The 26,045-nt window shown below is 65.2% G+C and carries 21 protein-coding genes and 1 pseudogene; 17 read left to right on the top strand and 5 right to left on the bottom strand.

Features of this window, described 5'->3' with window-relative positions; all coding sequences use genetic code 11:
• Positions 1 to 95 precede the first annotated feature (95 nt).
• Both ACZI8W_RS02755 and ACZI8W_RS02750 read left to right on the top strand, forming a co-directional pair.
• Entirely contained in the window at positions 96 to 725 is a 630-nt protein-coding gene (locus tag ACZI8W_RS02755) for a TetR/AcrR family transcriptional regulator (RefSeq protein ID WP_463366938.1), read from the top strand.
• Positions 726 to 898: 173 nt separating this feature from the next.
• Positions 899 to 2,239, top strand: coding sequence for an amidase family protein (locus tag ACZI8W_RS02750; protein ID WP_463366937.1), 1,341 nt, complete (start codon positions 899 to 901; stop codon positions 2,237 to 2,239).
• A 16-nt stretch (positions 2,240 to 2,255) separates the two neighbouring features.
• Here the strand turns inward: ACZI8W_RS02750 and ACZI8W_RS02745 are convergent, their stop codons facing one another.
• The 3 genes from ACZI8W_RS02745 to ACZI8W_RS02735 all read right to left on the bottom strand — a co-directional run bounded on the left by ACZI8W_RS02745 (position 2,256) and on the right by ACZI8W_RS02735 (position 6,479).
• Positions 2,256 to 3,869 (bottom strand): sigma-54-dependent Fis family transcriptional regulator, encoded by a 1,614-nt coding sequence (locus ACZI8W_RS02745; protein WP_463366936.1) that lies wholly within the window; start codon positions 3,867 to 3,869, stop codon positions 2,256 to 2,258.
• Positions 3,870 to 3,934: 65 nt separating this feature from the next.
• The gene (locus ACZI8W_RS02740; RefSeq protein WP_463366935.1) at positions 3,935 to 5,383 is read right to left on the bottom strand and encodes an aldehyde dehydrogenase; all 1,449 of its coding nucleotides are present in this window, start codon (positions 5,381 to 5,383) and stop codon (positions 3,935 to 3,937) included.
• Positions 5,384 to 5,573: 190 nt separating this feature from the next.
• On the bottom strand, positions 5,574 to 6,479 hold the full coding sequence (locus ACZI8W_RS02735) for a LysR family transcriptional regulator (RefSeq protein ID WP_463366934.1): 906 nt from the start codon (positions 6,477 to 6,479) through the stop codon (positions 5,574 to 5,576).
• Between the two features lie 228 nt (positions 6,480 to 6,707).
• Between ACZI8W_RS02735 and ACZI8W_RS02730 the strand changes: the two genes are divergently transcribed.
• The 4 genes from ACZI8W_RS02730 (at position 6,708) to ACZI8W_RS02715 (ending at position 11,654) form a co-directional block, all read left to right on the top strand.
• Positions 6,708 to 8,033 carry an MFS transporter gene (locus tag ACZI8W_RS02730; RefSeq protein WP_463366933.1) on the top strand — a complete coding sequence of 442 codons (1,326 nt, stop codon included), beginning with the start codon at positions 6,708 to 6,710 and terminating at the stop codon, positions 8,031 to 8,033.
• 98 nt (positions 8,034 to 8,131) lie between these two features.
• Complete coding sequence (mdlC, locus tag ACZI8W_RS02725; RefSeq protein ID WP_463366932.1) at positions 8,132 to 9,718, top strand: benzoylformate decarboxylase; 1,587 nt, start codon at positions 8,132 to 8,134, stop codon at positions 9,716 to 9,718.
• 20 nt (positions 9,719 to 9,738) lie between these two features.
• Complete coding sequence (locus ACZI8W_RS02720; protein WP_463366931.1) at positions 9,739 to 11,100, top strand: FAD-binding oxidoreductase; 1,362 nt, start codon at positions 9,739 to 9,741, stop codon at positions 11,098 to 11,100.
• A gap of 128 nt (positions 11,101 to 11,228) precedes the next feature.
• Entirely contained in the window at positions 11,229 to 11,654 is a 426-nt protein-coding gene (locus ACZI8W_RS02715; protein WP_463366930.1) for a DUF7144 family membrane protein, read from the top strand.
• Here the strand turns inward: ACZI8W_RS02715 and ACZI8W_RS02710 are convergent.
• Positions 11,608 to 12,597 (bottom strand): helix-turn-helix transcriptional regulator, encoded by a 990-nt coding sequence (locus tag ACZI8W_RS02710; RefSeq protein ID WP_463366929.1) that lies wholly within the window; start codon positions 12,595 to 12,597, stop codon positions 11,608 to 11,610. The genes ACZI8W_RS02715 and ACZI8W_RS02710 overlap by 47 nt on opposite strands.
• Positions 12,598 to 12,659: 62 nt before the next feature.
• On the opposite strand from ACZI8W_RS02710, the gene ACZI8W_RS02705 reads away from it, so the two are divergent.
• Complete coding sequence (locus ACZI8W_RS02705) at positions 12,660 to 13,229, top strand: DinB family protein (RefSeq protein WP_463366928.1); 570 nt, start codon at positions 12,660 to 12,662, stop codon at positions 13,227 to 13,229.
• 24 nt (positions 13,230 to 13,253) lie between these two features.
• Here the strand turns inward: ACZI8W_RS02705 and ACZI8W_RS02700 are convergent, their stop codons facing one another.
• Positions 13,254 to 13,718: a hypothetical protein gene (locus tag ACZI8W_RS02700; protein ID WP_463367043.1), complete on the bottom strand. Its 465-nt coding sequence runs from the start codon at positions 13,716 to 13,718 to the stop codon at positions 13,254 to 13,256.
• A gap of 367 nt (positions 13,719 to 14,085) precedes the next feature.
• On the opposite strand from ACZI8W_RS02700, the gene ACZI8W_RS02695 reads away from it, so the two are divergent.
• From ACZI8W_RS02695 to ACZI8W_RS02650, 10 genes and pseudogenes are all read left to right on the top strand, one after another.
• Positions 14,086 to 16,308, top strand: a complete 2,223-nt coding sequence (locus ACZI8W_RS02695) for a glycoside hydrolase family 3 C-terminal domain-containing protein (protein ID WP_463366927.1) — start codon at positions 14,086 to 14,088, stop codon at positions 16,306 to 16,308.
• A gap of 2 nt (positions 16,309 to 16,310) precedes the next feature.
• Positions 16,311 to 16,423, top strand: a pseudogene (locus ACZI8W_RS02690) (exodeoxyribonuclease III); the annotation flags it as partial.
• 169 nt (positions 16,424 to 16,592) lie between these two features.
• Positions 16,593 to 17,186 (top strand): DUF3558 domain-containing protein, encoded by a 594-nt coding sequence (locus ACZI8W_RS02685; protein WP_463366926.1) that lies wholly within the window; start codon positions 16,593 to 16,595, stop codon positions 17,184 to 17,186.
• Between the two features lie 43 nt (positions 17,187 to 17,229).
• On the top strand, positions 17,230 to 17,565 hold the full coding sequence (locus tag ACZI8W_RS02680; protein WP_463366925.1) for a hypothetical protein: 336 nt from the start codon (positions 17,230 to 17,232) through the stop codon (positions 17,563 to 17,565).
• A gap of 76 nt (positions 17,566 to 17,641) precedes the next feature.
• Positions 17,642 to 18,412: an 8-oxoguanine DNA glycosylase OGG fold protein gene (locus ACZI8W_RS02675; RefSeq protein WP_463366924.1), complete on the top strand. Its 771-nt coding sequence runs from the start codon at positions 17,642 to 17,644 to the stop codon at positions 18,410 to 18,412.
• 91 nt (positions 18,413 to 18,503) lie between these two features.
• A complete protein-coding gene (locus ACZI8W_RS02670; protein ID WP_463366923.1) occupies positions 18,504 to 19,502 on the top strand; it encodes a type IV toxin-antitoxin system AbiEi family antitoxin domain-containing protein in 999 nt (332 codons plus the stop codon).
• Between the two features lie 38 nt (positions 19,503 to 19,540).
• A complete protein-coding gene (locus tag ACZI8W_RS02665; RefSeq protein WP_463366922.1) occupies positions 19,541 to 21,013 on the top strand; it encodes a DUF3375 domain-containing protein in 1,473 nt (490 codons plus the stop codon).
• Positions 21,010 to 21,606, top strand: a complete 597-nt coding sequence (locus ACZI8W_RS02660) for a DUF4194 domain-containing protein (protein ID WP_463366921.1) — start codon at positions 21,010 to 21,012, stop codon at positions 21,604 to 21,606. The genes ACZI8W_RS02665 and ACZI8W_RS02660 overlap by 4 nt, the downstream gene beginning before the upstream one ends.
• Positions 21,603 to 24,914, top strand: a complete 3,312-nt coding sequence (locus tag ACZI8W_RS02655) for an ATP-binding protein (protein ID WP_463366920.1) — start codon at positions 21,603 to 21,605, stop codon at positions 24,912 to 24,914. Before ACZI8W_RS02660 ends, ACZI8W_RS02655 begins: the two co-directional genes overlap by 4 nt.
• Positions 24,911 to 26,041, top strand: a complete 1,131-nt coding sequence (locus tag ACZI8W_RS02650) for a DUF3322 domain-containing protein (protein WP_463366919.1) — start codon at positions 24,911 to 24,913, stop codon at positions 26,039 to 26,041. Before ACZI8W_RS02655 ends, ACZI8W_RS02650 begins: the two co-directional genes overlap by 4 nt.
• Positions 26,042 to 26,045: the final 4 nt, after the last annotated feature.

The raw sequence follows: 26,045 nt of genomic DNA, 5'->3' as shown, positions 1-26,045 counted from the left end.
AGCCTGTTTAGGCGATCGCCTAATGATAGGCTGCGTCACATGGATAGCACCGGGATGATCAGTGCGTCAAGGATCGGACGCGCCGGGAGCGTCACATGAGCGCTCCTCGTAAACGTCGCCGTGAAGGCACCAACGAGACGCGCGACCTGCTGATCCAGGCGACCGGCGACCTCATGCTCGACGAGGGCTACGCTGCGGCGACCTCCCGCAGGGTCGCAGCCAAGGCCGGTGTGAATCCCGCCCTCGTGTACTACTACTTCCCCACCATGGACGATCTGTTCGTCGCTGTACTCCGCCGAGGCGCCGAGGCGAACCTAGAGAGGCAACGCAAGGCCCTCACCTCCGAGTCACCGATCCGCGCACTGTGGGAAGTCGCCACCGAGCCACGCGGGGCTGCGCTACTGATGGAGTTCATGGCCCTGGCGAATCACCGCAAAGAGATCCACACCGAGATTGCAGCGTATGCCGAACGGTACCGCGAGAGTCAGGTTGCCGCGCTCACGGTGGTTCTGCGCGCCCGGGGTGTCGACCTCGACGCCCTGCCCCCGACGTTGATGTCGGTGATGATCTCCAGTCTCGGAGCGACACTCGCCAACGAGTCGACCCTGGGCATCACTCAGGGACACAAGGACCTGGAAGAATTCGCGGAGGATTTCGTGCGAGTCTTCGAAGGACACCCGTGGACTCGACAGCTCGGCATCTCGGAGAACTCACATACAAGCTGACTGTATCCGGCTTCCTCGATATCAATACCGTCGATGGGGGTATGGCGAACATTCATTGGTAGCCGATCGGCGAAGGCACTACCGTAACGAGTGGCACGGGAATCCGATTCGGCCGCAACGAGGCGGCCTCTTCGTGATATCCGCGATAGTTCTTGAACATCGAAGGAATCACGATGACTTTCACCGTCAGCGAATGGCTCGACTTCGAACCGGGCGAGCGCCGCGCGCTCGTCGGCGACTGCCGGAGTGCAGCAAAAGCATCGAAAGACTCACACAACGCCTACATCTCGATTGTCGACGACGCCGCTCGCACAGACCCCGACGGCGAGCTCGCCGGTGTGCCGTTCGCAGTCAAGGACAACATCGACGTGGCCGGCGTTCCCACCACGGGTGGAAGTCCATTGCTCGCACACGACGTCCCCGACGTGGATGCTGCTGTGGTCAGCGCACTATGCGAGGCCGGCGCGGTAGTTGTCGGTAAGACCAATCTGCACGAGCTCGCCTTCGGCATGACGAGCAACAACGCCGCCTACGGCCCCGTCCGGAATCCGCTCGACGTGTCGCGTGTCGCAGGCGGATCCAGCGGAGGAAGTGCAGCGGCGGTGGCGCTGGGAACGGTGCCGTTCAGCCTCGGCACCGATACCGGCGGATCGGTCACCGTGCCGTCGGCCTTCTGCGGGATCGTCGGATTCCGTCCCACTACCGGTCGGTACCCGAGCGACGGTGTCGTCAGTCTTTCCTCGTCGCGAGACACAATCGGGATCCACGCCCGTACAGTCACGGATGTAAGCATCGTCGACCAGGTAATCACGAGGACACACTCCCAGGTCGAGACGTGCGATCCATCCGATCTTGTACTGGGATTCGTCCCCGGCCGCTACGAGGACATGGAATCCGCTGTATCGGACGCCACGCATCTCGCGCTCGACGATCTGCGTAGGAGCGGAGTGAAGATCATTGAATTGTCGATGCCCGACGACCTCGCGCTCGCCGCCGGCCCCGGCATCGACCTGGTCTACTACGAGGCCGAGCGGTTGCTCGCGGCGCGGGTGAACAATGCGCGCGGACACACAGGTCCGTTCGACTTGACGGACCTGCTCGATTCGATCGAATCACCCGATGTGCGAGCGACATTCGAATCGATTGCATCGACACAGGTCACCGCATCCACCTACGAGCAAGCCCGCCGTCTACGGTGGCGACTTCGCCGTCTCTATGCAGAAGCGTTCGCCGCCAGTGGCGTAGCCGCACTGATTGCCCCCACGGTGCATGTCCTGCCACCTCTGATCGGGCAGGATCAGACGATCGAGGTCGATGGGAAGCCACAGCCGGTTTTTTCCACGATTACGCGCAACACCACGCCGGGTTCGGTCGCCGGGGTCCCGATGCTATCCGTGCCTGGTAGATCCACCTCCGAAGGATTGTCCGTCGGACTGTGCCTCGAAGGGCGGTACTTCGAGGATCGACATCTCCTTGCTGTCGGCGACGTCGTCAGCAGGATTCTTCATCACTGATCCATGGAAGGGGCCTCTATGAGGGTGGCGTATCGGCGATTCCGAACGACCGGATAGCGCGATAGAGCGTGGTGCGGCTGATCCCCAGCACACACGCAGCCGCCTTCTTGTTCCCTCCCGAGTCCTTGAGCGCCTTGACGATGGTGTCGCGCTCCGCCTGCTCCAGTGGCGTCAACTGCCGAGTCAAATGGCCGCGCCACTGCTCTGGGATGTCGGCGACCGTGACGTCACCCGCACTGCGGATATCACAGACAGCTTTGACGGCAGTGCGCAACTCACGAAGGTTTCCGGCCCACTGTTGCCCGGCGAGTGCCTCCAGTGCAGCCGGTGTGAACCGGACGTGCGCAGCCGCGCCGAGTTCTTCGAGCATCTTGTTCACCAAGCCGGGAATCTCGGGCCGACGATAGCGCAGCGGCGCGAGTTCGATGCGTTCCGCGCACTCGGATACGACGCCGGCGTGCTCGGGCAGCAGCTGGTCGACCGGCGCACTGGTCATGATCACTCGGGCGCGCGCCGAGCGGAGATCCTCGGCCACCTCGCGGGCGAGCGACGACGAAAGGTGATCCACGGCCTCGAGGACGACGCAGCCGCGCACGGCAAGGCGAGCACGCAGCTTCTCGGCCCAGGTGCGTACGCCCTGATCCGTAACGTGGGCTGCGTCGAACCAGGTGGCATCGTCGTGGGCGGCAGCACGTGCCGCAGTGGTTCGACCGGTGCCCGGCTCACCGGTGATCAGCAGCGCCCCGGTGGGTGCCTCGTGTCCCGGAATCATCGTCGTCGATCGGGTCTGCACCTCTCCGAACGTGAACAGGGCGGCCCCGCTACCCGGCACCCGTAGTACCGACGCGGTGAGCAGTGGCCCTGCCGACAGCTGTACGTCCTGGGTCGTTTCCCGGTCGCTCGGCGCGCCGACGGCCAATGTTCGCAGTAGCGCGTGGTCCGCCGGTTGCAGAATCTGCACCGCGGCGGTGTTCGCGAGAAGAATGTCGTCGCCGATGGCGATCACAGGGCGGGTCCGGGCGCGCACGGTCGCGTCCTGGAAGCTGCGGAAGACACGCAACTCGGCCTGCCGGGATTCCTCGAGAAGCCGCTCTCCCACCTGGCGGGCAGCTCGAATCACGAAGGGCGCCAACAATGGACTGTCGTCCTCGCTGAGACAGGTGATGTCGAGGACACCTTCGATTCGCCGGGTGGCCGGGTTGACGACGGGCTGGCCGTAACAACTGAACCTCTTCAGTGCCTCGATGTAGTGTTCCTCGCCACGTACAGCGATACCGCGTCGGAGCTCGAACGCGGTCGCGATCGAGTTGGTGCCCGTGGTTTCCTCGAGGAAACGGCGGCCTTCCACCGTGCCGACCTCTTCGAGTTTCGGTTGCAACTGCCGTTCGCCGTAGCGGAGATCGACAAGGCGGGCGTTGCGGTCGGCAAGGATCACGGCGAACCCGGTGCCGTCGAGTTCCTCGGCCATTTCGTCGAGTACCGGGGTGGCGGCGAGCATGAGCCGGCTTCGCCTGTCGACTTCCTCGATCACGGCGTCGTCCACGGACGCGTCCGGAAACAGCCCACTCATCGCCACCCGCTGCCAGGATTGTGCGATGAGGGGGCGGTACGAGTTGTCGGGTTCGCTCATGTCCCGGCATCCCCTTCCGAGCTGTTCCCGTCGAGTCTACGTCCACTCCCGGAGTCGGGGCGACGTCAGCCCAGGTAGACCGACTTCAGCTGCTGGTAGTTCGTGAGAGCTTCAGGGCCGAGTTCGCGGCCGATCCCACTTGCCTTGACACCCCCGAACGGGGCGGTGGGTTCGGGCAGGTAGGTATTGATTCCGATGGTGCCGGTCTGCACCCGATTCGCCAGCGACAGCCCACGGTCGGGGTCGTTGGTCCACACCGTTCCGCCGAGTCCGTAGTCGGAGTCGTTCGCGATGCGGACGGCGTCGTCGTCATCTGTGTAGGCGATCACCGACAGCACCGGGCCGAAGATCTCCTCCTGGGCAATGGTGTGGTTGTTGTCGACATCGGCGAAGATCGTGGGCTCGACGAACCATCCCTTGTCTCGGTCGGCAGGGCGCCCACCACCGATGGTGACACGCGCACCGTCACCGCGCCCCTTGGCGATGTACCGCTCGACGCGCTCGCGCTGCGCCGCCGTCGCCATGGGACCGATCTGAGTGGTGTCGTCCAATGCGTCACCGACTTTCAGTGCGCCTGCGAGGTCGGTGAACAAATCCACGATCTCGGAATACCGCGACTGCGGGGCAAGCACCCGAGTCCCGAGGAAGCATGTCTGACCATTATTGAGAAGTGTTGCAGTGAAGAGTTTCTCGGCGACCGCCTGCAGGTCGAGGTCGGTATCGTCCAGCACGATCGCCGCGGACTTACCACCCAGCTCCAGGGTCACCGGGCGCAGCAGCCGGCCACAGACCTCACCGATGGATCGGCCGGCGGCGGTGGAACCCGTGAAGCTGATCTTGTCCACGCCGGGGTGCGCCACCAGATGCGCACCCACTTCACGACCGCCGGGCACGATGTTGACCACACCGGCCGGGATCCCGGACTCCGCAACGGCTTCGGCGAACACGAGGCTGTCGAGGACGGTCTCCGGAGACGGCTTGATCACCAACGTGCACCCCGCCGCCAACGCGGGAGCATACTTGAACGCAGCGAGGGTCTGCGGGAAATTCCACGGCACGATCGCCCCGACCACACCGATCGGCTCCCGCCGGACCAGGGTGTTGCCACCGAGCAGCCCCGGGCGCGTCTCCTCGATCGACGACTCGCGCACCAGCCCGGCGTAGTAGCGCAGCAGGAGGACGGGGAAAGCTCCCTCGAGCTGGCGACCCACCGCAACAGGCATGCCGTTCTGCGCACTCACCCGCGTCACGACCTCCTCCGCGCGCCGCTCGAGCGCATCGGCGAGCCGCTCCATCGAAGCCGCGCGGTCGGCCGGAGCCCAGTGCGCCCACCCGGCCGGGTCGTCGAACGCGCGCCGGGCAGCCGCAACGGCCGCGTCGACGTCGACTTCCTGTGCCTCCGGCACCGATCCGATCGGTTGCTCCGTGCTCGCCGAGATCGCCGTGATTCGTGCGCCGGCGCTCGGCGCAACCCACTCGCCACCGATGAACAGAGAGTCGTAGTGCAGATCCATGAGAAGTCCCCTGAGAAGGTCGTCGACAATGTCCAGAACGTGGTGCCTGCGCCCAGATCGTGCCGGTGGCGCATCCGCGTTGTGACGATCATGACAGCTCGGCAAGGTCGGGCCGTGTTCCATTTCTGGACACGACATCGGGCCTCCCGGATCGGGCCTTCATCAGCCCGGACTCACCGCTTGCGTGTGTTCAGCGTGGCCCCGCCTCGGTCAGCGCCGTTTTCACGGTTCGGCGGAACCATTCGGTCCCGGGGTCCGGGAGCACACGTTTGTAGGTATACAGCGAGATCTCGACGGCGGGCACCTGGAAGGGGAGGGCGAATGTTCTCACGTCGGCCATCCGGCAGAATTGCTCCGCCACCGACGCCGGGATGATCGAGAGATACGGCGTCGTCTCCAGTAGTTGAGGCACGGCCGCGAAGTGACTGATCCGCAGAGCGACATCCCGTGAGTAGCCGATTAAGGACAGCGACCGATCGACGTCGGTGTGCCCGGCCGCGACCTCCACTGCGATGTGCCGTTCACCGAGGAACTCGTCGAGTGTCGGCGTACGCCCGATCCGTGGGTGTGCGTCACTGCAGATGCCGCAGTAGTGGTCGGGGAAGAGCACATCTCGCTGGAAGTCGGCGGCAGTGATCCGCGGGGTGCAGATGACGGCATCGGCCTGCCCCTGCCGGAGTTCGGTTTCGACCACGGCGAAGTCGAGCGGCGTGATGTGCAGATCGACGCCTGGCGCGGTCTCGGAAATTTTCGCGAGCACCGACGGGAGAAGACTCATCTCCCCGAGGTCGGTCGCGTGCAGCCGGAAGGTTCGGCGCGACGTCGCTGGATCGAACTGTCCGACGCCACCGATCGCGCCATCGATGACCTCTATCGCCTGGCGCAGCGTCGGATACATCGATCCGGCGAGTTCAGTGGGCTCGAGACCCCCGGCGGATCGACTGAAAAGGTTGTCGTTGAACTGTTTTCGCATCCGCCCGAGCGCGTGACTAACGGATGGCTGAGTCAGCGACAGACGTTCGGCCGTGCGCGTGACGCTCCTGGTCTCATACAGCAGCAAGAACGTCCGCACCAGATTCAAGTCGTAATCACTCACACCGTAAATTGACGGCATCAATGGGGGTATGTCAAACATTCATTGGATCCATCCCTCTGCAGTCGCTAGCGTGATCCCGACCACAGCGACGGCAGCCCGCAGATTCCGTAGGGCGGATCGACCGGGATCCGAACAGCCGATCAGTAACGGGTATGCCGTCTCGATCAGGACGAACCCACTCGATTCGGCAGCGCGCCTCGCATCCATGTTCATCCAGAGAGGTCCACCATGACTGATCAACCAATACCAGGTCACCAAGGAAAGTCGGGCACATCCGCACGCGTTGTGCTCCTGTTGTGCCTGCTGGCGGTCGTATTCGAGGGCTACGACATGGTCGCCTACGGAACCACGTTGCCCGCGATGCTGGCCGACCCCTCCTGGAATCTCACGCCCGCCCGAGCAGGAGTCATCGGGAGTTATGCCCTCGTCGGCATGCTGGCCGGGTCGATCCTGGTGGGCGCCATCGCCGACAGGCTCGGACGCCGCGTCTTGATGATCTCGGCGACCGGATGGTTCTCCGCGTGGATGGGCGTGTGTGCGATCGCCCCGGATGCGACATTGTTCGGTATCGCACGGTTCTTCGTCGGTATCGGTGTCGGTGCTCTGATCCCACTCGCGGCAGCCATGGCCGTCGAGTTCGCGCCCAAGGGCAGGAGCCATACGTACAGCGCCATCGTCTGGGCCGGATTCCCCGCGGGCGGCGTCCTCGCGTCCCTACTCGGGCTCGTCGTCGTGGACACTCTCGGAGTCCGGACGATGTTCTGGATCGGCCTTCTCCCCCTCGTGCTCTTCGTACCAGTGATGCTGAAGTTCCTACCGGAGTCACCGAGTTTCCTACTCGCCCGCGGCCGCGTCCACGACGCGAACCACGTTGCCGACTCCGCCGGCATCGACCGGCCCGAGCCCCCGAGAGTCGGGGAGAAGGTCGGGCCGCGTGCACTGTTCACCCGCGAACTCCGCCGCGCCACTGTATTGTTCGGACTCCTCAGCGCGTGCGGTCTGCTCTTGACCTATGCCCTCAATACCTGGCTGCCGAAGATGATGCAGTCGTCCGGATTCGGCAGCGACTCGGCGTTGACATTTCTGCTGGTCCTCAACGGCGGCGCGATCATCGTGCCTCTGTTCGCCTCGCGGTTGTCCGACCGTATCGGTCCCCAGATCGTCACCGCGGTGTCGCTCGCCGGTGCCGCCATCGCCATCCTGGTGCTGAGCACCGATGTCTCCTCCTGGCTGCTGTTCGTCCTCGCCTTCGTCGCCGGCGCCGGCACAATCGGCGCACAGGTGCTCATCTACGGCTTTGCCGCCTCGTACTTCCCGGCATCGAGCCGTGCGGCGGGAACCGCGTGGGTGGCGTCCGTGGGCAGGATCGGTGGCGTGGCTGGGCCGACGCTGACGGGATTGGTGATCGCCAACGGTACGAGCATTGCTCCTGCCTTCTATCTCTTCGCGGTGATCGCCGTGATCGGTGCAATCGCAGCCTTGTCGGTCCCCCGTCAGCACACCGGGATCGATCGAGCCGAAGCCAGAGCTACCGTTGAATCTGCATCGAACTGATCTATGGTCATATAAGAACTATTCATTGGACTAATTTCAATGGGAAATCTAGCGTCGAATCCGACACGCGATACGTGTCACCGAATACAAGGAGAGCCATGGCAACCGTGAGCGAAGTGACCTATGACCTGTTGCGAGCCCGCGGCCTCACCACCGTGTTCGGAAATCCGGGATCGAACGAACTTCCGTTCCTGTCCGGGATCCCGGACGACTTCCGTTACATCCTCGGCCTGCACGAAGGCGCTGTCCTGTCGATGGCCGACGGCTACTCCCTCGTCACCGGCGAGGCGACGTTCGTCAATCTGCACGCCGCATCCGGGTCCGGCAATGCCATGGGCGCACTGACGAACTCGGTGTACTCGCACAGCCCGCTGGTCGTGACTGCCGGACAGCAGGTGCGCTCGACGATCGGCCAGGAAGTTATGCTCTCCAATCTCGACGCCGGCACCCTGATGAAGCCGCTCGTCAAATGGAGCTGCGAACCGACGTGCCCCGAAGACGTGCCGCGCACCATGAGCCAGGCCATCCACACCGCTCTACAGCCGGGCCGCGGCCCGGTCTATGTGTCGGTGCCCTACGATGATTGGGCCGCAGAAGCCCCTTCGGAGACGGCCCGACTCCTCGACCGCGAGGTTCACGGTGCTGCCGCATTGTCGGAAGATCAGATCGGCAACCTGATCGATCTGCTCCGGGGTGCGACGAATCCCGCTCTGGTCCTGGGACCGGCCGTCGATTCCGATCACGCCAACGCGCATGCTGTCGAACTCGCTGACAAGCTTCGCGCCCCGGTATGGATCGCGCCCTCACCGTCGCGATGCCCGTTCCCGACCCGCCACCCCAGCTTCCGGGGTGTCCTGCCCGCCGGTGTCGCAGACCTGTCGGCGACCTTGGCCGGGCACGACGTGATCCTCGTCGTCGGGGCCCCGGTATTCCGCTACCACCAGTACGTTCCGGGACAGTACCTACCCGACGGCGCACGGCTGATCCACATCACCGACGACCCAGGCGAAGCCACGCGCGCCCCGTTCGGGGAAGCGTACGTCGCTCCGATCGCCGCAACCCTCAATACTCTCGCATCGGCGCTCACTCCCAGCGACCGCGCACCGCTCCCTGCCCTGGAGGAGTTCCCGGCGGTCGAGTCGGCCGGGTCGGGCCTCGATCCGGCGCACCTGTTCGCGCTACTGCGCGCCGGTGCCCCCCACGACGCCATCTACGTCAACGAATCCACTTCGACCGGGGACGCGTTCTGGTCGCAGATGGACCTCTCACAGCAGGGGAGCTACTTCTTCCCCGCCTCCGGAGGACTCGGGTTCGGACTGCCCGCGGCCGTCGGCGCGCAACTCGCCGACCCGCACCGCCAAGTGATCGGACTCATCGGCGACGGATCGGCCAATTATGGGATCACGGCGCTGTGGACCGCCGCGCGCTATCGGATCCCGGCGATCATCATCATACTCAAGAACGGCACTTACGGTGCGCTACGGGGATTTTCGAAGATCCTCGACACCGGGGAAACACCAGGACTGGATGTCCCCGGCATCGACTTCGTTCATCTCGCCGAGGGGTACGGGGTGCGCGGTCACGCGGTCGATACAGCCGAAGACTTCACCACCGCTTTCAAATCCGCTCTCGCAGCGGGCGAACCAACCCTGATCGAGGTCACGACAACATTCGGCCAGTCATGACGATCGACCAAGGAGCACGCATGAATCACATCGACCAGCTGAAGCAGGCCGTCCCCGCGGACGTGGTCGTCACCGACCCCGACATGATGGAGGGCTACCGCCGCGACAGCGCGGATCTGGTGCCGGCAGGCAAGCCGCTGGCGGTCCTGCGGCCACGGTGCACCGCACACGTCTCCGCGATCATGATGTGGGCGACCCGCACGAGCACGGTCGTCGTGCCACGTGGCGCCGGCACCGGATTGTCCGGTGGCGCTACTGCCCTCGACGGCTCCGTCATCGTGAGCATGGAACGGATGACTGCGATCCGCGAATTCGACCGAGCCAACCACACCGTGGTCGTCGAAGCCGGCGTCGTGAACGCGGACGTCGGCCGTGCGGTCGCGGACGCCGGTCTGTTCTACCCGCCTGACCCGGGCAGCTTCGAGGTCTCGACCATCGGCGGCAACCTCGCCACGAACGCCGGCGGGATGCGCTGCGTGAAGTACGGAGTCACTCGCAACTCCGTCCTCGGCCTCGAAGTCGTTCTCGCCGACGGTCGCGTACTGCACACCGGCGGCCACACCGTGAAGAACGTGGCGGGCCTCGACCTGACCCAGCTGTTCATCGGATCCGAAGGTGCACTCGGCATCATCACCTCGGCAACGTTGCGGCTTCGCCCCACACCGGCTGCCACTGCGACGTTCGTGGCCACCTTCTCCACCCTCGACGCCGGGGGCCGAGCGTTGAATGCCATCTTCGCCAGCGGCGTCACCCCGAGCATGCTCGAACTGATGGACAACGCCACGATCAACGCGGTCGAGGACTACCAGCGAATGGACCTCGACCGCGACGCAGCGCTCCTCCTGATCGGCCAAGCCGATGGGACCGACGCTCTCGCCCAGGTCGAACAGATGGCTGCATGCTGCGATGACGCGGGCGCCGATCTGTCCGTCGCCACCGCAGACTCCACCGAATCCGATATGTTCCTCCACGCACGTCGGCTCGCCGGATGGGCCACGATGGAACAGTTCCCCACCATCATCGAAGATGTCGGAGTGCCACGCACCCGGCTCGCCGAACTCCTCACGACCATCGACGAGATCTCCCGCGACACCGGCGTCCGTGTCGCCACGGTCGGGCACGCCGGTGACGGGAATGTGCACCCGATGCTGCTTTTGCCCGACCTCAGCGACGCCGCCAGACACCGTGCCATGGCCACCGCCGACCGGATCTGCGCCGCAGCGCTCGCATTGGACGGGACCGTCACCGGTGAGCACGGAATCGGGGAACTCAAACGTGAATGGCTCGCCCAGCAACTCGACGACGTTTCCCTCGACGTCCAGGTGAGCATCAAGCGGGCGCTCGACCCTACCCTGATACTCAATCCCGGTCGTGGTTTCTGACTGCGCGGACCATACCCACGGCTTCACTCGTCGTGACAGGCACCGAAGAAGGGTCCAAAGTCCCTGATGCCGAGAAGCCGCCCGGGCGCACACTTGACGATATCCGTCCTGCCAGGGAAGGAGTCATCATGTCCCAGGATGTACAAGCCCAAGAGGAAGATACGTCCGTCAAACAAGGCATTGCGGCAGGGACGTCGATCGGAGCGGCCATCATCATGGTCACGATCGGCGTCCTTCAGTTCTTACAGGGAATTGCGGCGGTAGCCGAAGACGAGGTGTTCGTCCTCGGTCAGGAATACATGTTCCGGTTCGACTTCACCACGTGGGGGTGGATCCACATCGTCCTCGGAGTCCTGATCATGCTCGTGGGCCTCGCCTTGCTCACCGGCGCGACATGGGCTCGCTTCACGGCAATTGCGATAGCTGCGCTCTCGATTGTCGCGAACTTCATGTGGCTGCCGTACTACCCCTGGTGGTCGGTGCTGATCATTGCGCTGGACATCGTCGTCATCTGGGCTGTCTCGACCTGGACACCGCGGCCCGACTATCGCTGACGTCGAGCGGCGCCATCCCTGCGACAGTGAGCCTCTCCCCCAGCTCGGCACAGCGCGTTGCGAGTTCCGGAGGCTCGAGGACGTCGAACGCGTGCCCCAGCATGACGACGTACCATAGGACGACATCGAGATCGTCTGCACCACTGATCAATTCGCAGGTATCACGACCCCGGGGTCTTACCACTGCCGCCGACGCCGAGATCTGCCCGCGCACAACATCGCCGGGTGCATGGATGAGAAACCGTGCCTGCCGCCGATACACCCGGCTCGCGACACCCTCCTGCACATACGCCGCGGCGTCGGGGGCCGTGCGCGGACGGAACCGCCACGTCCGTTGCGTCACCGTCGACATCCGGTCGACGCGGAAACTACGCCAGTCGTCGCGGTCGAGGTCATAGGCGAGTAGGTACCAGCGCCGATCAGAGGCGACGAGTCGGTAGGGCTCGATCCGTCGCGGCATCGAGCGATACTCGAATCCGATCTCCACTTCGTCGCGGCAGGCGCGCGCGAGTGCCATGAGCACCTCGGAATCGACGGGGTCGCGACCGCCACCGAAGGACTCCACCGAGCCCGACAGAGCACGCACCTCATGTCGCAAACGGGCGGGAAGCACCTGGTCGAGTTTGGTCAGTGCCCTCAGCGCCGTGTCGCCGCTGCTCGCGACCGCGCCGCCTGCTCCGGCGAGCAGAGCGACCGCGGTGACGATCGCTTCCTCGTCGTCGAGCAGCAACGGGGGCAGATCCTGCCCTGACCCGAGCTGGTAACCGCCACCGATGCCCTTGCTGGCGTGCACCGGGTATCCGAGGTTGCGTAGCCGCTCGACATCGCGTCGAACGGTGCGGGGCGTGACACCGAGCCTGTCGGCGAGTTCGGGACCGGCCCAGACCTGTCGCTGCTGCAGAAGACCGAGCAGAGTCAATACACGCTCGGTGGTGTCGTCCATGAGTTTCAGAGTGCCAGACTCAGCGGACCGTTCCTGTCCTCTTGTGCTGTCACAGTATGTCCATGGCAACAGAATTCGACTGGAACCATTCCCTACTCGAACAGTGGGAATGGCACTGGAACAATCAGATCCGGGCCCGGCTCCAAGGGCTCACCGACGACGAGTACTTCTTCTCGCCCGTGCCGAACCCGTGGAGTGTGTGTCCGCGCGGTACGTCGACCGCACCGATACAGGACGGTGCGGGCAAGTTCACCATTGATTTCGCTTTCCCGCAGCCGGAGCCTGCACCGTTCACGACGATCGCGTGGCGGCTCGGGCACGTGATCGTCGGCGTACTGGCCGCACGCAACGCTTCCCATTTCGGTGCGCCGCCGGCGTCGTACGAGTCCTGGGAGTACGCGGGCACCGCACGCGAGGCACTCGAACAACTCGAAACTCAACTCGATGTGTGGGCCGCGGGTGTGCGCAGCCTGAGCCGTACCGAGCTGATCACACCGGTCGGGCGCGCAGAGCCCTACCCAGAACTCGCGGTGGCCGATCTCGTGCTACACATCCACCGTGAACTGATCCACCACATGTCCGAGATCGCGCTCCTCCGTGATCTGTACGCACATACGAGAGGACAATCATGATCGCGGTCGTTCCCGAGTAACGGGTCATCCATGGTCGAAGCTACCGATCGGGCAGGCCGGGTCCTGGTTTCCGTCGCAGTACTCGGCCGTCACGTTGTTGCCCGTGGACCCATCCGCACCGGTGGGTCCTCCGTTGATCGGGTTGCCGTCGCTGTCCCACATCCCGGGGGCATTGTCGCCGGCTCCGTGGTTGGGGTTGGTGCAGATGCTTCCCTCACACGTAACGTAGCCGGGGCCGCCGGCAGGATCTTGAATCGCGTTGGTACCGACGTAGCTGCCGGCGGGGCAACCCGGATCTTCGTTCTGCGCGCAGTGCTCGTGGCTCAGATTGTTGCCGGTGGAGCCGTCTGCGCCGGTCGGTCCGCCGTTGACCGGTGCGCCGGTCCCGTCCCACGTTCCGTGGTTGTCGTGCACCGTCGTATACGGTCCGACAAAGCTTCCCTCCGGGCAGGCCGGGTCTTGATTGTGCGCGCAATAGTCGTGGGTCAGGTTGTTGCCGGTGGAGCCGTCGGCACCCGCCGGACCGCCGTTGACGGGTTGCCCTTGCTGATTCCAGCTACCCGCGGACGACGCATCGGCCGGTGGTGTGGTGCTGGCGGGGCTGGTGGCGTCCTCCTGCACGCTCGTGGTGGTCGTTGACGGCGAGTCGCTTTCGCTGTCGCCGCACGCGGTCGTGAACAGCGCGAGTGCGAGGAACATGAAGAAGGCTGCTGCTAGCGAACGTTTCACGGTTCTCCCTTTTCGAGGGCGGACTGGCATCCAGAGCCACGGGATGCGCGCCCACTGTGCCCCGCAGCCGAATCGACATCGCGATAGTCTTCGGTTGTCAGGCATTCGCAACAGTGAAGGACCCGTCATGTTCGATCCCGCACAGGCAGTTTCCGCGTTGACGCTCGAGGAGAAGGCAGGCTTGACGAGCGGATTGAACTTCTGGTTCACGAAACCCGCTTTACAGGTGGATATTCCGTCGATCATGCTGACGGACGGCCCACATGGCGTCCGGAAACAAGCCGGGGGTGCCGACCATCTCGGCCTCACCGACGCCGTCCCCGCCACTTGCTTTCCACCCGCCGTCGCGCTGGGATGCTCGTTCGATCCGGAGTTGCTCGAGACGGTGGGGGCCTCGCTCGGGTCCGAAGCACGTGCCGAGCAGGTCAGCGTGCTGCTCGGACCCGGTATCAACATCAAGCGGTCGCCACTGTGCGGACGCAACTTCGAGTACCTGTCCGAAGACCCGCTATTGTCGGGCGTCCTCGGCGCCGCGCTGGTGCGGGGAATCCAGTCGCAGGGAGTCGGTGCGTCAGTGAAGCATTTCGCGGCCAACAACCAGGAAACCGACCGATTGCGGGTCTCCGCTGACCTCGACCCGCGTCCGCTGCGGGAGATCTACCTACGCGGGTTCCAGCGAGTGGTCGAGGACGCGCAGCCGTGGACGGTGATGTGTTCGTACAACCGGATCAACGGTGTGTACGCGTCGCAGAACCGCTGGCTGCTCACCGACGTGCTGCGCGACGAGTGGGGGTTCGACGGCCTCGTCGTCAGCGACTGGGGGGCGGTATCGGACCGCGTTGCGGCGTTGGTCGCGGGGCTCGATCTCGAGATGCCCTCGAACGGCGGGCGCACCGATCAGGAGATCGTCGATGCGGTGCGCGCAGGGACGTTGGACGAATCGGTCGTCGACCGTGCCGCGACACGTGTCGCGAGGCTCGCGACCAGATCGACCGTCGATCACAACGCGTCCTACGATGCCGAAGCTCACCACGCTCTCGCGCGACGGGTCGCGGCGGAATGCATCGTACTGTTGAAGAACGACGGTGTGCTGCCCCTCGCCGCCGATTCGAGAGTTGCTGTGATCGGAGAATTGGCCCGCACCCCTCGTTATCAGGGGGCGGGATCGTCGCGGATCAATCCGACGCGTCTGGACAATGCACTCGACGAGATCCGGTCGCTCGCATCCGTGGATGTGGCGTTCGCACCCGGCTATCTCGACGACGGAAGCTCCACTGACGAGCTTCGTTCGGCAGCAACGGATGCTGCCGAAGCCGCCGACGTCGCAGTGGTGTTCGTCGGAGTCCCCGCGGCTCTCGAATCCGAGGGCTTCGACCGTGCCGACATCGAACTACCTGCAGAACAGACTGCGTTGCTCGACGCGGTGGTCGCGGCGAATCCGAACACCATCGTCGTGCTGTCGAACGGTGGTGTCGTGCGAGTGTCGGGTTTCGCCGGACGCGTGCCCGCGATCGTCGAGGGCTGGCTGCTCGGGCAAGCCGGGGGCGGTGCACTCGCCGACGTTCTGTACGGCGTGGCCGATCCGTCCGGTCGGCTGGCCGAAACGATTCCCGTGCAGCTCGAGGACACCCCGTCGTACACCGATTTCCCCGGCGAGCACGGACACGTCCGCTACGGCGAAGGGTTGTTCGTCGGCTACCGGGGCTTCGATGCACGACGAACCGACGTGTCGTTCCCGTTCGGGCACGGCCTGTCGTACACGACATTCTCGTACTCCGACGCATCGGTGTCTGTCGGAGATGGCCTCGTGGCGACGGTGACCGTCACCAATACCGGCGACCGGTCGGGCGCAGAAGTCGTCCAGGTGTATGTCGGTGTTCCCGGGTCGTCGGTCTCACGCGCGCCCCGCGAACTGAAGGGATTCGCGAAGGTGCGCCTCGACGCCGGCGAATCACGACAGGTAGAGGTTCCGGTGCGGCGCGCAGACCTCGCGTACTGGGATACTCGGGTCGATGCGTGGGTGGTCGAAGGCGGTACCTACCGCATCGAGCTCGGCGCCTCGAGTCGCGATATCCGAGCCACACGCACCGTGGAGATCGAAGGCGACGAGGTGTACCTTCCACTGACCCTGCAGTCGTCGCTCGGCGAGATTCTCGCCAACCCTGCAGCTGCAGAAGTTCTTTCGAGCATATTCGCCGCTCCTGATGGCGAGGCGCCGGTGCTCGACCCCGGCGTCCTCGAAATGGCCGGTTCGATGCCGCTCGAGCGAATCCTCTCCTTCGGGAACTTCGGGATCGGTCTCGATGAGATCCAGCAGCAACTTGATGCCGTGAACAGCAAGTCGAAATGACCATTCGGATAGCGACATTCAACCTCAACGGCATTCGTGCAGCGCAGCGTCGCGGGTTCGAGAAGGGCTGCGCGAACGGGAGCCCGACGTGGTGGCGTTGCAGGAACTCCGTGCAGTGTTGGACGGCAGGATAGGTACGCAACGCTGACTTGACGTTCGCAAACCTGGTGGCTCACCACTGGGGTTGCGAACGTCACGTTTGCATTGCGAGCTTCGGTGATCCACTCGCGTGGCATTCACTGTGCTAGCGTCTCCTCCCGGTATTCAGCGGATCGGGGGGTCGCGTGGGCGGATGGAAACGTGTCGCGGGGAGCATCGCTCTCATCGCAGCAACGACGGCGTGCAGCACCAACGCACCACCGGATCCCCCGAACGCATCCGAGAACGTCACCTCGACGACGCGCACCCCCCGCGTCGTCGACGACTCCGGCAGGCCGGCAATCACCTTCGACCCCTGCCTCGACCTCCCCGACGACGTCCTCGTCGCAGCTCAGTACGAGCCGAAGTCGAAGCGCCCCTCGGAGCATCCGATGGGCGACTACAGCTTCCTCGGCTGCCGATTCGAAGGAACCCTCACCATCCCCGATCTCCGGGACGAGTACCGCATGAGCATCCTGGCAGGCAACGTCTCATTGGAAGAAGAACGGGAGAAAAACAGCCGCATCTCAAATCACGGCAACGTCAACGGGCGCGACGCTCTGTTCCAACTCGACCCGAACAACAAAAACACCTGCTCGATCAGCGTGCGCTCCGATTTCGGCATTGTGATCTTCAGTAGAACTGCGTTCCCCGCTCACGCGACCACACTTCCGCTCGACCAATGGTGCGACCACTTCGAAGAGACTGTGGCCGTATTGGAGCCATTCATCGACCAGTAGATCCTCAGTTCCGCCAACGCACCAACCGAGAAATGGAGTTCCGATGGGGGAGTTTGTACGGCTCGAACCGCACGTCATCGACGAAATCGTCGCGATCTGCCAGACCGCGATCGACACGCTGGAGGAAGCGAGACTGATAACGGATGAACTCACGCGGACGGATGGCTTCGGGGAGTTCGAGTCCGCCCGGCAACTCGCCGCCGGATACGCACGCAAAGCCGCTGGAACCCCTGAGTCGGCACGAGAAAGAGTCGATCAGTTCATCGAAGCCTTCACACAACTGCAGGACGCCTTCGCTTCCGGCGGCGAAGCGTTCCTCGAGGCCGAATTCGACTGGGTCCGCCAGCTTCAGACCATCGATCCTGCCTCCGACGTCTGATCGAATGACATCGGGACGAAGACGCCTCGCGTGTCATCACCTGAGATTGTGACGTTCTCATGGCACGCTGACCTGCATGCATGCGTACGATCAAGGGTTCGAGCCCCCGACAGCCTGCGCCGACTGGTGCCGCCTTCGCATGTATGACCTGCAGGTACTCGATGACGGGGTGATCGTCGACCTGAAGTGGTGGAACGACCACCTCGCGGGCGCCGGCCACGACATTCGGTTGCGCGGACGCAACCTCGACGGGCGGATCGTCGGCAGCGGCAAGGCCATTGTCCCCCGCAACGACCTGCGTCTGGGCAGTGAGCTCGTCAAGGCCGATCACGACGGTCTGGGGCTGCTGTTCCTGTGCGCGGCCTGGCGCAGCGCGCACCCCCGACGACGCTCGGCGCGCCGTTTTCCGAATGTCATCGACGCCCACGCACCGTCCGGACGCGATCCCCTCGACAAGATCAAAGGCGTCCTCGATTACTGCGCGAAGACGAAGTCGCTTCCCGACAACTCCCGGCTCACGTGGTCGGGGTGGCCCGACACCCCCGGCGTGGGGGTTCCACTGTTCGCGACGTATCTGTGGGCCGTCGATGTCCACACCGACGCGGGGCCCGCGCAGCTGCTCGATCAGCACGGAGTCTCGACGCTCGTCCACGAAGGTTGGTTGGAGGATCCGTCGGTCGCCGATTTCACGTTGCGTCGCTACCTCCGCTACGTGGGACTCCTCAGTGGGTGGGCCGACACGATCCAGACCCGGCCGGAGCTGGTGGAGATGTGGCTCGTCGAGCGCTGGGATGCCCGCATGTCCGAGATACGCGACGGCTCGCACGCGACGCCGCGCTTGTTCTGACGTTGTCCACAGGCGCATATTTCATCCACAGATTCGGCAGCTACTCGATTTTCACTGCTCCCCGGGCCTCTCCGAGCGGGAGTATCCGCTCATGCACGAACTACGGGGAGTCACCAGGAAAACACTCGCGTCGTCGGGGATGTCCGAGCACCATCTGAGGAAGGCGTTGCGATCGGGCGAGCTCATCAGTATCGCTCGCGGACTGTATCTGTGGCGCGAGGACTTCGATGCGCTCGGACCGGTCGGGCGTCACCGCGTGCACGCGCGGCATGTCGGGTCCGGCCTGGACACCGACGAGGCGATCAGCCACATCTCGGCCGCAGTACTTCACGGCATCGACGTCTGGGACGTTCCACTGCACCGCGTCCACGTCTCGCGTCCTCCCATCCGCAGTGGGCGGGTGACGTCAGGACTGCACGCACACACCACGAACTGGGACGACGGAGAGATCACACAGGTGCTCGGCGTGCCGGTGACGTCGGTTGCCCGCACCATCGTCGACCTCGCCCGCACGCTTCCCCGCGACCAGGCGATCGCCGTCGGAGATGCGGCACTGCGTCTCCACCCGGGCGCTGCGTCGCGGATCCCCCGCGTGCTCGAGGCGTCCCGCTGCCGCTACGGCCTGGTGTCGGCCTCGTCGGTGTTGCAGTTCCTCGACGGCCGTAGCGAGAGCATCGGCGAGTCGCTGTCGAGAATCCGACTACTCGAACGTGGCCTGCCCGTCCCCGACCTCCAACGCGAACTCGTCACCTACGACGGCCGGCGTGTTCGCGTCGATTTCTGCTGGGAAGACCTCGGCGTTGTCGGAGAATTCGACGGCCACGAGAAGTTCACCGAACCGCGCGACCTGATCACGGAGCGGCACTGGGAGGACGGGCTGCGCGACCTGGGTCTCGAGGTCGTCCGCTGGGATTGGGCGGAGCTGGAGAGCTTCGAGGTAGTTGCGCGACGGTTCGAGCGTGCTGTCGCCCGGCAGCGGATGCGGAGGTCTCCGGTCCGCGAACCAGCGATGCACGGGAGAGCGGGTGCGTTACCGCTGTCGGCCCCGAACCCGTGCAACCGTGCCGTCCCCCTGCACATGTGTCGGTGAGCTGTGCCAGCATGGGCGCGACTGCCGAGAGGAACCCTGTGGCCACAGCCGACCTGCACCGACTCGGTCGCCTGCAACGTGAGCACGCGGCGTGGGCGTTGCTGCGCGCCGACAACGCGGCGTTGGTGCTGTCGCTGCTGGGCTCGTATTTCGATCACGGCACCCGCCGACTCCCGGCGCCCGAATTGTTCGCGTTGCTCGACGACGACCTGCAGACGATGCGCGACGAAGGATTCGACGTGCCCCGCACCGGGCAAGCCTACTGCGCCGACTGGGTACGCGCCGGGTACCTCCTGCGGCGCGCCGACACCGAGTCCCGGGAGGAGACCCTCGAACCCAGCGAGTCGACGTTCGCTGCTCTCACCTTCGTAGCGGGGCTGACGAGCGCCACCAGTTCCGTCACCGAATCCCGTCTCACCACACTCGCGGGGCAACTCCGCGATCTCGCCCGCGACTCCGATCCGCGAAGCGAAACCCGGCTGGCGGCATTGCGCGCCGAACGCGACACGCTGGACCGCGAGATCGCCGCCGTCGAATCGGGCGACTTCTCCGTTCTCGACGAGGCGCGGGCCGTCGAACGGGTCCGCGAGATCCTGGCATTGGCCGGGGAGATCCCCGGTGATTTCGCACGGGTCCGCGCTGAACTGGACGCACTCAACCGCGAGCTCCGCGGCCGCATCCTCGACGACGACAGCGATCGGGGCGACACGCTCGGCGAAGTTTTCCGCGGGGTCGACCTGATCGGTAGCTCCGACGCCGGCCGCAGCTTCACCGGTTTCTACGACATGATCATCGACCCCGAACGGTCATCGCAGATCGACGAGTGGATCGAGACGGTGCTTCAGCGGTCCTTCTCGTACGAGCTCGATGCCGATCAGCGGCGCCGGTTCCGCGCGTTGCTGACGGAGATGGAGCGGTCGGGCGGCGAGGTTCACGCGACCATGACGTCGCTGTCGCGGTCACTGCGGCATTTCGTCCAGTCGCGCCACTACGAGGAGCATCGTCGGCTGCAGCGGCTGCTGCGGTCCGCCCAGCAACAGGCGGTGAAGGCTGCCCCGCTGCGCAAACCGTACGATGTTCTCGACGTGGAGCTGGTACGGATCGGCATGTCCATCGACTCTGTCGCGGCGCTGCGCCTGCACAACCCCGCCGACGATCTCGTTGCCGAACCGGTCCTGGCGAACGAAGTCGGCGAGGTCGACCTCGAGGATCTTCGACGTGTCGTGCGGGAATCGGAGATAGACATGGACGAACTCGCCGACAACATCACCTCGACGTTGCGGTCTCGCGGCAACGCGACGATCGGCGACGTCCTTCGAGACCACCCGGCCACGCAGGGGCTCGCCAGCGCGGTAGGGCTGCTCGTGCTTGCAGCCGAGCACGGGCACCTCGTCGACGGCACCGAGGATCTCCGGTGGCCGGCACCGGATGGCGGGCACCGCGTCGCGACAGTTCGTCGCCGCCGCTTCGACCCCACCGATCCAGCGTTCTCCACCGAGGAATCCTCATGACCGACACCGCAGGCCTGTATCCGGGCGACACCGGCGAGCTCGGCCTCGACACCCGGCGGGCGCTCGTGCAGCTGCTGAAGGGGCCACTGATCACCGCCGACAAACATCCCGAGGTGTGGCGCACCGTCATCCGCGACGAAAAGGTGCTGCGTTCACGCCTCGCCGACGTGTTCCTCGATCTCGTCGTCGACGAGGACGAACTCCTCGCGTTCACGCGACCCGCCGACACCGGCGATCACAAGACACCGACGGTGCTGCGCACCCAGCGTCTCACGTTCATGGACACCGTGATGATCCTCGCGCTGCGGCACCGGCTGCTCCGCGCGCAACCCGGCGAACGAGTCATCGTCGGCTTCGACGAGGTCGGTGAGCAACTCGAGGTGTATCGGGCGGCGACGAGCACCGATCCCGCGGGGTTCCGCAAACGCATCAACTCGTCGTGGACCAAACTCAAGGACTATTCACTACTGGTGCCTACGACGACCGAAGGCCGGATGGAGGTGTCGCCGGTGCTACGGCAGCTGTTCGACGCCGACCAGGTCGCTGCGGTGGAGGCGGAGTTCCGCAGCATCGTCGAGGAGGAGCAGAGGTGAGCGCGGCGCCGATCCACCCGACCCAGTACCGGCTTGCGCGCGCTCAGGTCGTCAATTGGGGCACCCTCCATGGATTCCATGATGTCCCTGTGGCGCGCAAGGGTTTTCTGATCACCGGCGCATCTGGGTCGGGTAAGTCGACGCTGATCGACGCCATTTCCACGGTGCTGATGCCCGGCGGCAGCGTCAAGTTCAACGCGGCAGCTCAAGAGTCGACGAGTGGGGCGGGCCGCAACTTCGTCAGCTACATCCGCGGTGCGTGGCGCCGTGAAGCAGACGCCGACACCGATGCACTCACGTCGTCCTATCTGCGGACGGGCGCGACGTGGAGCGCCGTCGCCCTCACCTATCGCACCGGCGACGATACCGCTCCGGTGACCCTGGTCAAACTCATGCATCTCAAACGTGGCGCGAACACGAACGGCGATGTGTCGGTGCTGCACTTGATCCTCGACGCCGACGTCGACCTCACCGAGTTCGAACCGTTCGTCTCCCGTGGGCTCGATACCCGCGCGATCCGCAAGCAATGGCCCGATGCCACCGTCAACCCGAGTTACTCCCCGTTTGCACGCGCGTTCCGCAACAAGCTCGGAATCTCGTCGGAGGGCGCGCAGCATCTGCTCCACCGCACCCTGTCGGCGAAGAGTCTGGGCAGTCTGGACCAGCTCCTGCGCGAGTACATGCTCGACGAGCCCGGCACCTTCGACATCGCACGACGTGCCACCGATCAGTTCCGCGATCTGAACGAAGCCCACCGCGTGGTGGTCGACGCACGACGCCAGGTGGAGACGCTCGATCCGCTTGTGGCCCTCTCCGATTCCCGCGCCCTCGCACTGCAGAAACAACGCGACCTGCAGGACGAAGCAGATCACCTCGACACCGTCCACACCGAGATGACTGTCCGCCTGCTCACCGAACGTGTCGAAGAAGCAACCGCACAGACCTCGCTGCTCGAGGCTTCGGCCGACAAGACGGCCGACGAAGCGGAGCGTGCCTTCGAGCACACTGCGGCGTTGAGGGCACGGCTCGACGGCGCCGGCGACGGCCAGCTCGCCACACTCCGGCTGCGTCGCAGCAACGCCGAGGAGACACGCGACCGGGTCGCCAGGCAACTCCGGGCTTTCGAGCAGGCGCTCACGGTGTGGGACGCGCAACCACCGACGACGGCCGACGAGTTCGCGCACCTCCGCGCCCAGATCGACACCGAACTCCGAGACATGGACGCCCGCGCCGCCGAGCGCCGCACACAGTTGCATTCCGTCATCGCCGCCGTCTCCGAAGGTCAAGCGCAGTTGCGTGCGCTCGTCGCCGACCGGGAGACGCTCGCGAAGCGCCGATCGAACCTCGACATCCAATTACTCCGCGCTCGTGAACTGGTTTGTGCTGCAGCGGGTCTCAGCGAGGATTCCCTACCTTTCGCGGGTGAGCTGATCGAGGTGCGTTCGGAATGCACCGAATGGGCCGGGGCGATCGAGAGGGTGCTCGGCGGGTTCGGCCGCACTCTCTTGGTGCCCGACGAAGTGCATGCGCGGGTCGCGGCCGCGATCGACGCACAGCATCTCGGCACGCGGCTGGTCTATCGACGGGTACGTCTCGGCGCGACACCGGCGGATGCGCCGAGTACGTCGAACGAGTCGCTCGTCCGCAAGCTCGACGTGCAAGCAGGTTCGCTCACGACGTGGATCCGGCATCATCTGGCCGACCGGTTCGACTACACATGTGTCGACACCGCGGACGATCTGCGCCACGTCACGCGCGGAGTCACCCGCGCGGGTCAGATCAAGCACGGTAGCGACCGGTTCGAGAAGGACGACCGGTTCCGGATCGACGACCGGAGCCGCTGGGTGCTCGGTTTCGACAACGAAGCGAAGCTCGTGGCGTTGCGCGATCGCATCGTCACCGTCGAATCGGAGATCGAGGAACTCGTGCGGCACCGCGACCGGTTCGAGGACGACGACGCCGCGATCCAGCGGCGTCGCCATGCCGCTGCCACGGTGCGCGACATCGCGTGGGCCGACGTCGATGTCACCACCGCGGAGGCACACTTCGCGACGATCGACGAACGCCTGCAGGAATGGCTCCGCGGCAACACCGAATACTCGGCGCTCACCACAGCTCTCGAACGCGCCGAGGCCGAAGCACAGGGTGCGCGGGCCGCTCAGGTGGCGGCGCAGTCTGCTCTCGGCACACACCGGAACGAGCTTGCTGCGCTCACCGCACGTCTCGACAAGGCTCGCTCGGAGGTGGGCGACACCGCCCCCACAGCGGTGGCCACGCGCATCCGCGACCGGTTCCAGGCGGTGGTGCGGCGCGTCACCCACGACAATATCGATCGTGCCCTGCACACCGTGGGGAAGGCCATCGGCGACGAGCAACGTGGCGCGGCGGGCGCGATCAGCGACGCCGAGCGCGACATCACCCGGATACTCACCGCGTACCTCGCCGAATGGGAGGCCCGACGCGCCGAGATGCGCGCCGACGCCGAGTTCGTCGATGAGGCTTTGGCGGTGCTGTCGCAGCTGCGTACCGACGGTCTGCCCGCCTACGAAGACGAGTTCTTCCGTCTGCTCAGCGACCAGTCGCACCGCAATATCGGCGAGCTCACGCGAGCGATCCAGCGTGCGCCGGGCGAGATCCGCTCCCGTATCGAACCTGTCAACGAGTCGCTGAGTCGCTCGCCGTTCGACACCGACCGGATCCTGCGGATCGATGTGAAAGACCGCCGGTCGGCGACCGCGTCGGAGTTCCTGGCCGAGCTGGTCTCACTGATGAGCGGGGCATGGAAGGAAGAGGACCGCACCGACGCGGAGCGGCGTTTCGAACGGATGGCGGCCGTCCTGAAACGTCTCGACTCCGGCGAACCTGCAGACGTGCGCTGGAAGCGACTTGTGCTCGACACCCGCTTGCACGTCGGGTTCATCGGGGTGGAGGTCGACCCGGAAGGCACCGACACCAACTACCACGATTCGAGTTCGGGGCTCTCGGGTGGTCAGGCGCAGAAGCTCGTGTTCTTCTGTCTGGCAGCAGCATTGCGGTATCAGTTGGCGCCAGCGGGTGCAGAACTGCCGAGATACGGCACGGTGATCCTCGACGAGGCGTTCGACCGCGCCGACCCGGCGTACACGCGCCGTGCGCTGGATGTGTTCACACAGTTCGGTTTCCACATGGTGCTCGCAACCCCGCTGAAGCTTCTGCAGACGCTCGACGCCTACGTGGACGGGGTTGCGGCCGTGAGTATCCGCGACAAGAAGTACTCGCAGTTGGCTCTGCTGCCGATCCGCGACGGCGACGCGGAGGATCCGACGTGAAAGCCGTCCCGCCCACCGCGATCGGCGACAAGGCCAGCGCCGCGTACCGAAACCGACGTACCCGCTGGATCAGCGATCCGGATTCGGCGTCCGCCGACACGGTGACGGTCGCACTGCATCCTCCGTCGGAGGCGGCGGTCGCCGCCGATCCCGACGCGTCTGTGAGCTGGGTGCGCAGCTGGCATTCCTATGCGGGTCACGGCGCGGTATCTTGGGAAACCCGCAGGTGGCGCAGCTTCGGGACCCAGGACGTGCCGGTACGCATCACCCTGTCGGGTGCCGCCGAGATCGCCGCTGTCGCGGGACGCGCCACCGAGTGGCAGACGCTCGTCGCCCGTCGCCGCCGGTTGATCGACGAGCTGGGCCCGGGCGTCGGGGATCTACCGGCCGCGGTGGCGTCCACGCACTCGCGCTGGCTGGGGCTCGACGACGACGATTTCTCGCGTCTCGTCGGAGTCGTCCACTGGCTCGCCGCCCATCCGGCGTCGGGGCTGCTCGTGCGGCAGCTGCCGATACCGGGCGTCGACACGAAGTGGGTGTCGCGGCACCGGGGCGTGGTCGAAACCCTACTCGAGGGGGTGCGCGGCGATCGCGACCTCGGGGTCCGGGCGCTTCCCCGCCTGTGTGAGGTGGCGGTCCTGGACCGAGCACTCTTGCCGTCGGCGCCCCGAATCTTCGCGACGTCGATCGACGAGCTCACTTCTCTGCGCTTGAAGCCTTCGATCACGTTGGTGCTGGAGAACAAGGAAGGTCTGCACGCCCTGCCCGACCTGCCGTCTACGGTCGCCCTGCACGGTGGCGGCTATTCGGTGCACGAACTGGCCGCCGTGCCGTGGCTCGCGACCTCGGACGTGGTGTACTGGGGTGATCTCGACACGCACGGCTTCGCGATACTCGATCGCTTCCGGCAACATCTGCCGCACGTGCGCAGTCTGCTGATGAATTCGGCGACGATCGAACGGTGGCGAGAGCTCGCGGTTCCGGAATCATCGCCGGCAACCCACGTCCCGCAGCACCTGACCGCACACGAACACGACGCGTTCGCGCGGGTGCGGTCGGGCAACCTGAGGATCGAGCAGGAGCGCATCCCCTGGCCGTACGTGGTCGAGCACCTGGTTGCACTCTGACAGT

The organism is Rhodococcus ruitaii, assembly GCF_055230935.1.
This window is presented reverse-complemented; position numbering and strand designations above follow the sequence as displayed.

Coding starts and splice junctions, on each gene's coding strand:
- ACZI8W_RS02695 (WP_463366927.1), top strand. CDS start 14,086: ATGTTCGATCCCGCACAGGCAGTTTCCGCGTTGACGCTCGAGGAGAAG.
- ACZI8W_RS02670 (WP_463366923.1), top strand. CDS start 18,504: ATGCACGAACTACGGGGAGTCACCAGGAAAACACTCGCGTCGTCGGGG.
- ACZI8W_RS02710 (WP_463366929.1), bottom strand. CDS start 12,597: ATGGACGACACCACCGAGCGTGTATTGACTCTGCTCGGTCTTCTGCAG.
- ACZI8W_RS02715 (WP_463366930.1), top strand. CDS start 11,229: ATGTCCCAGGATGTACAAGCCCAAGAGGAAGATACGTCCGTCAAACAA.
- ACZI8W_RS02680 (WP_463366925.1), top strand. CDS start 17,230: ATGGGGGAGTTTGTACGGCTCGAACCGCACGTCATCGACGAAATCGTC.
- ACZI8W_RS02660 (WP_463366921.1), top strand. CDS start 21,010: ATGACCGACACCGCAGGCCTGTATCCGGGCGACACCGGCGAGCTCGGC.
- ACZI8W_RS02750 (WP_463366937.1), top strand. CDS start 899: ATGACTTTCACCGTCAGCGAATGGCTCGACTTCGAACCGGGCGAGCGC.
- ACZI8W_RS02705 (WP_463366928.1), top strand. CDS start 12,660: ATGGCAACAGAATTCGACTGGAACCATTCCCTACTCGAACAGTGGGAA.
- ACZI8W_RS02720 (WP_463366931.1), top strand. CDS start 9,739: ATGAATCACATCGACCAGCTGAAGCAGGCCGTCCCCGCGGACGTGGTC.
- ACZI8W_RS02745 (WP_463366936.1), bottom strand. CDS start 3,869: ATGAGCGAACCCGACAACTCGTACCGCCCCCTCATCGCACAATCCTGG.
- ACZI8W_RS02675 (WP_463366924.1), top strand. CDS start 17,642: ATGCATGCGTACGATCAAGGGTTCGAGCCCCCGACAGCCTGCGCCGAC.
- mdlC (WP_463366932.1), top strand. CDS start 8,132: ATGGCAACCGTGAGCGAAGTGACCTATGACCTGTTGCGAGCCCGCGGC.
- ACZI8W_RS02755 (WP_463366938.1), top strand. CDS start 96: ATGAGCGCTCCTCGTAAACGTCGCCGTGAAGGCACCAACGAGACGCGC.
- ACZI8W_RS02740 (WP_463366935.1), bottom strand. CDS start 5,383: ATGGATCTGCACTACGACTCTCTGTTCATCGGTGGCGAGTGGGTTGCG.
- ACZI8W_RS02730 (WP_463366933.1), top strand. CDS start 6,708: ATGACTGATCAACCAATACCAGGTCACCAAGGAAAGTCGGGCACATCC.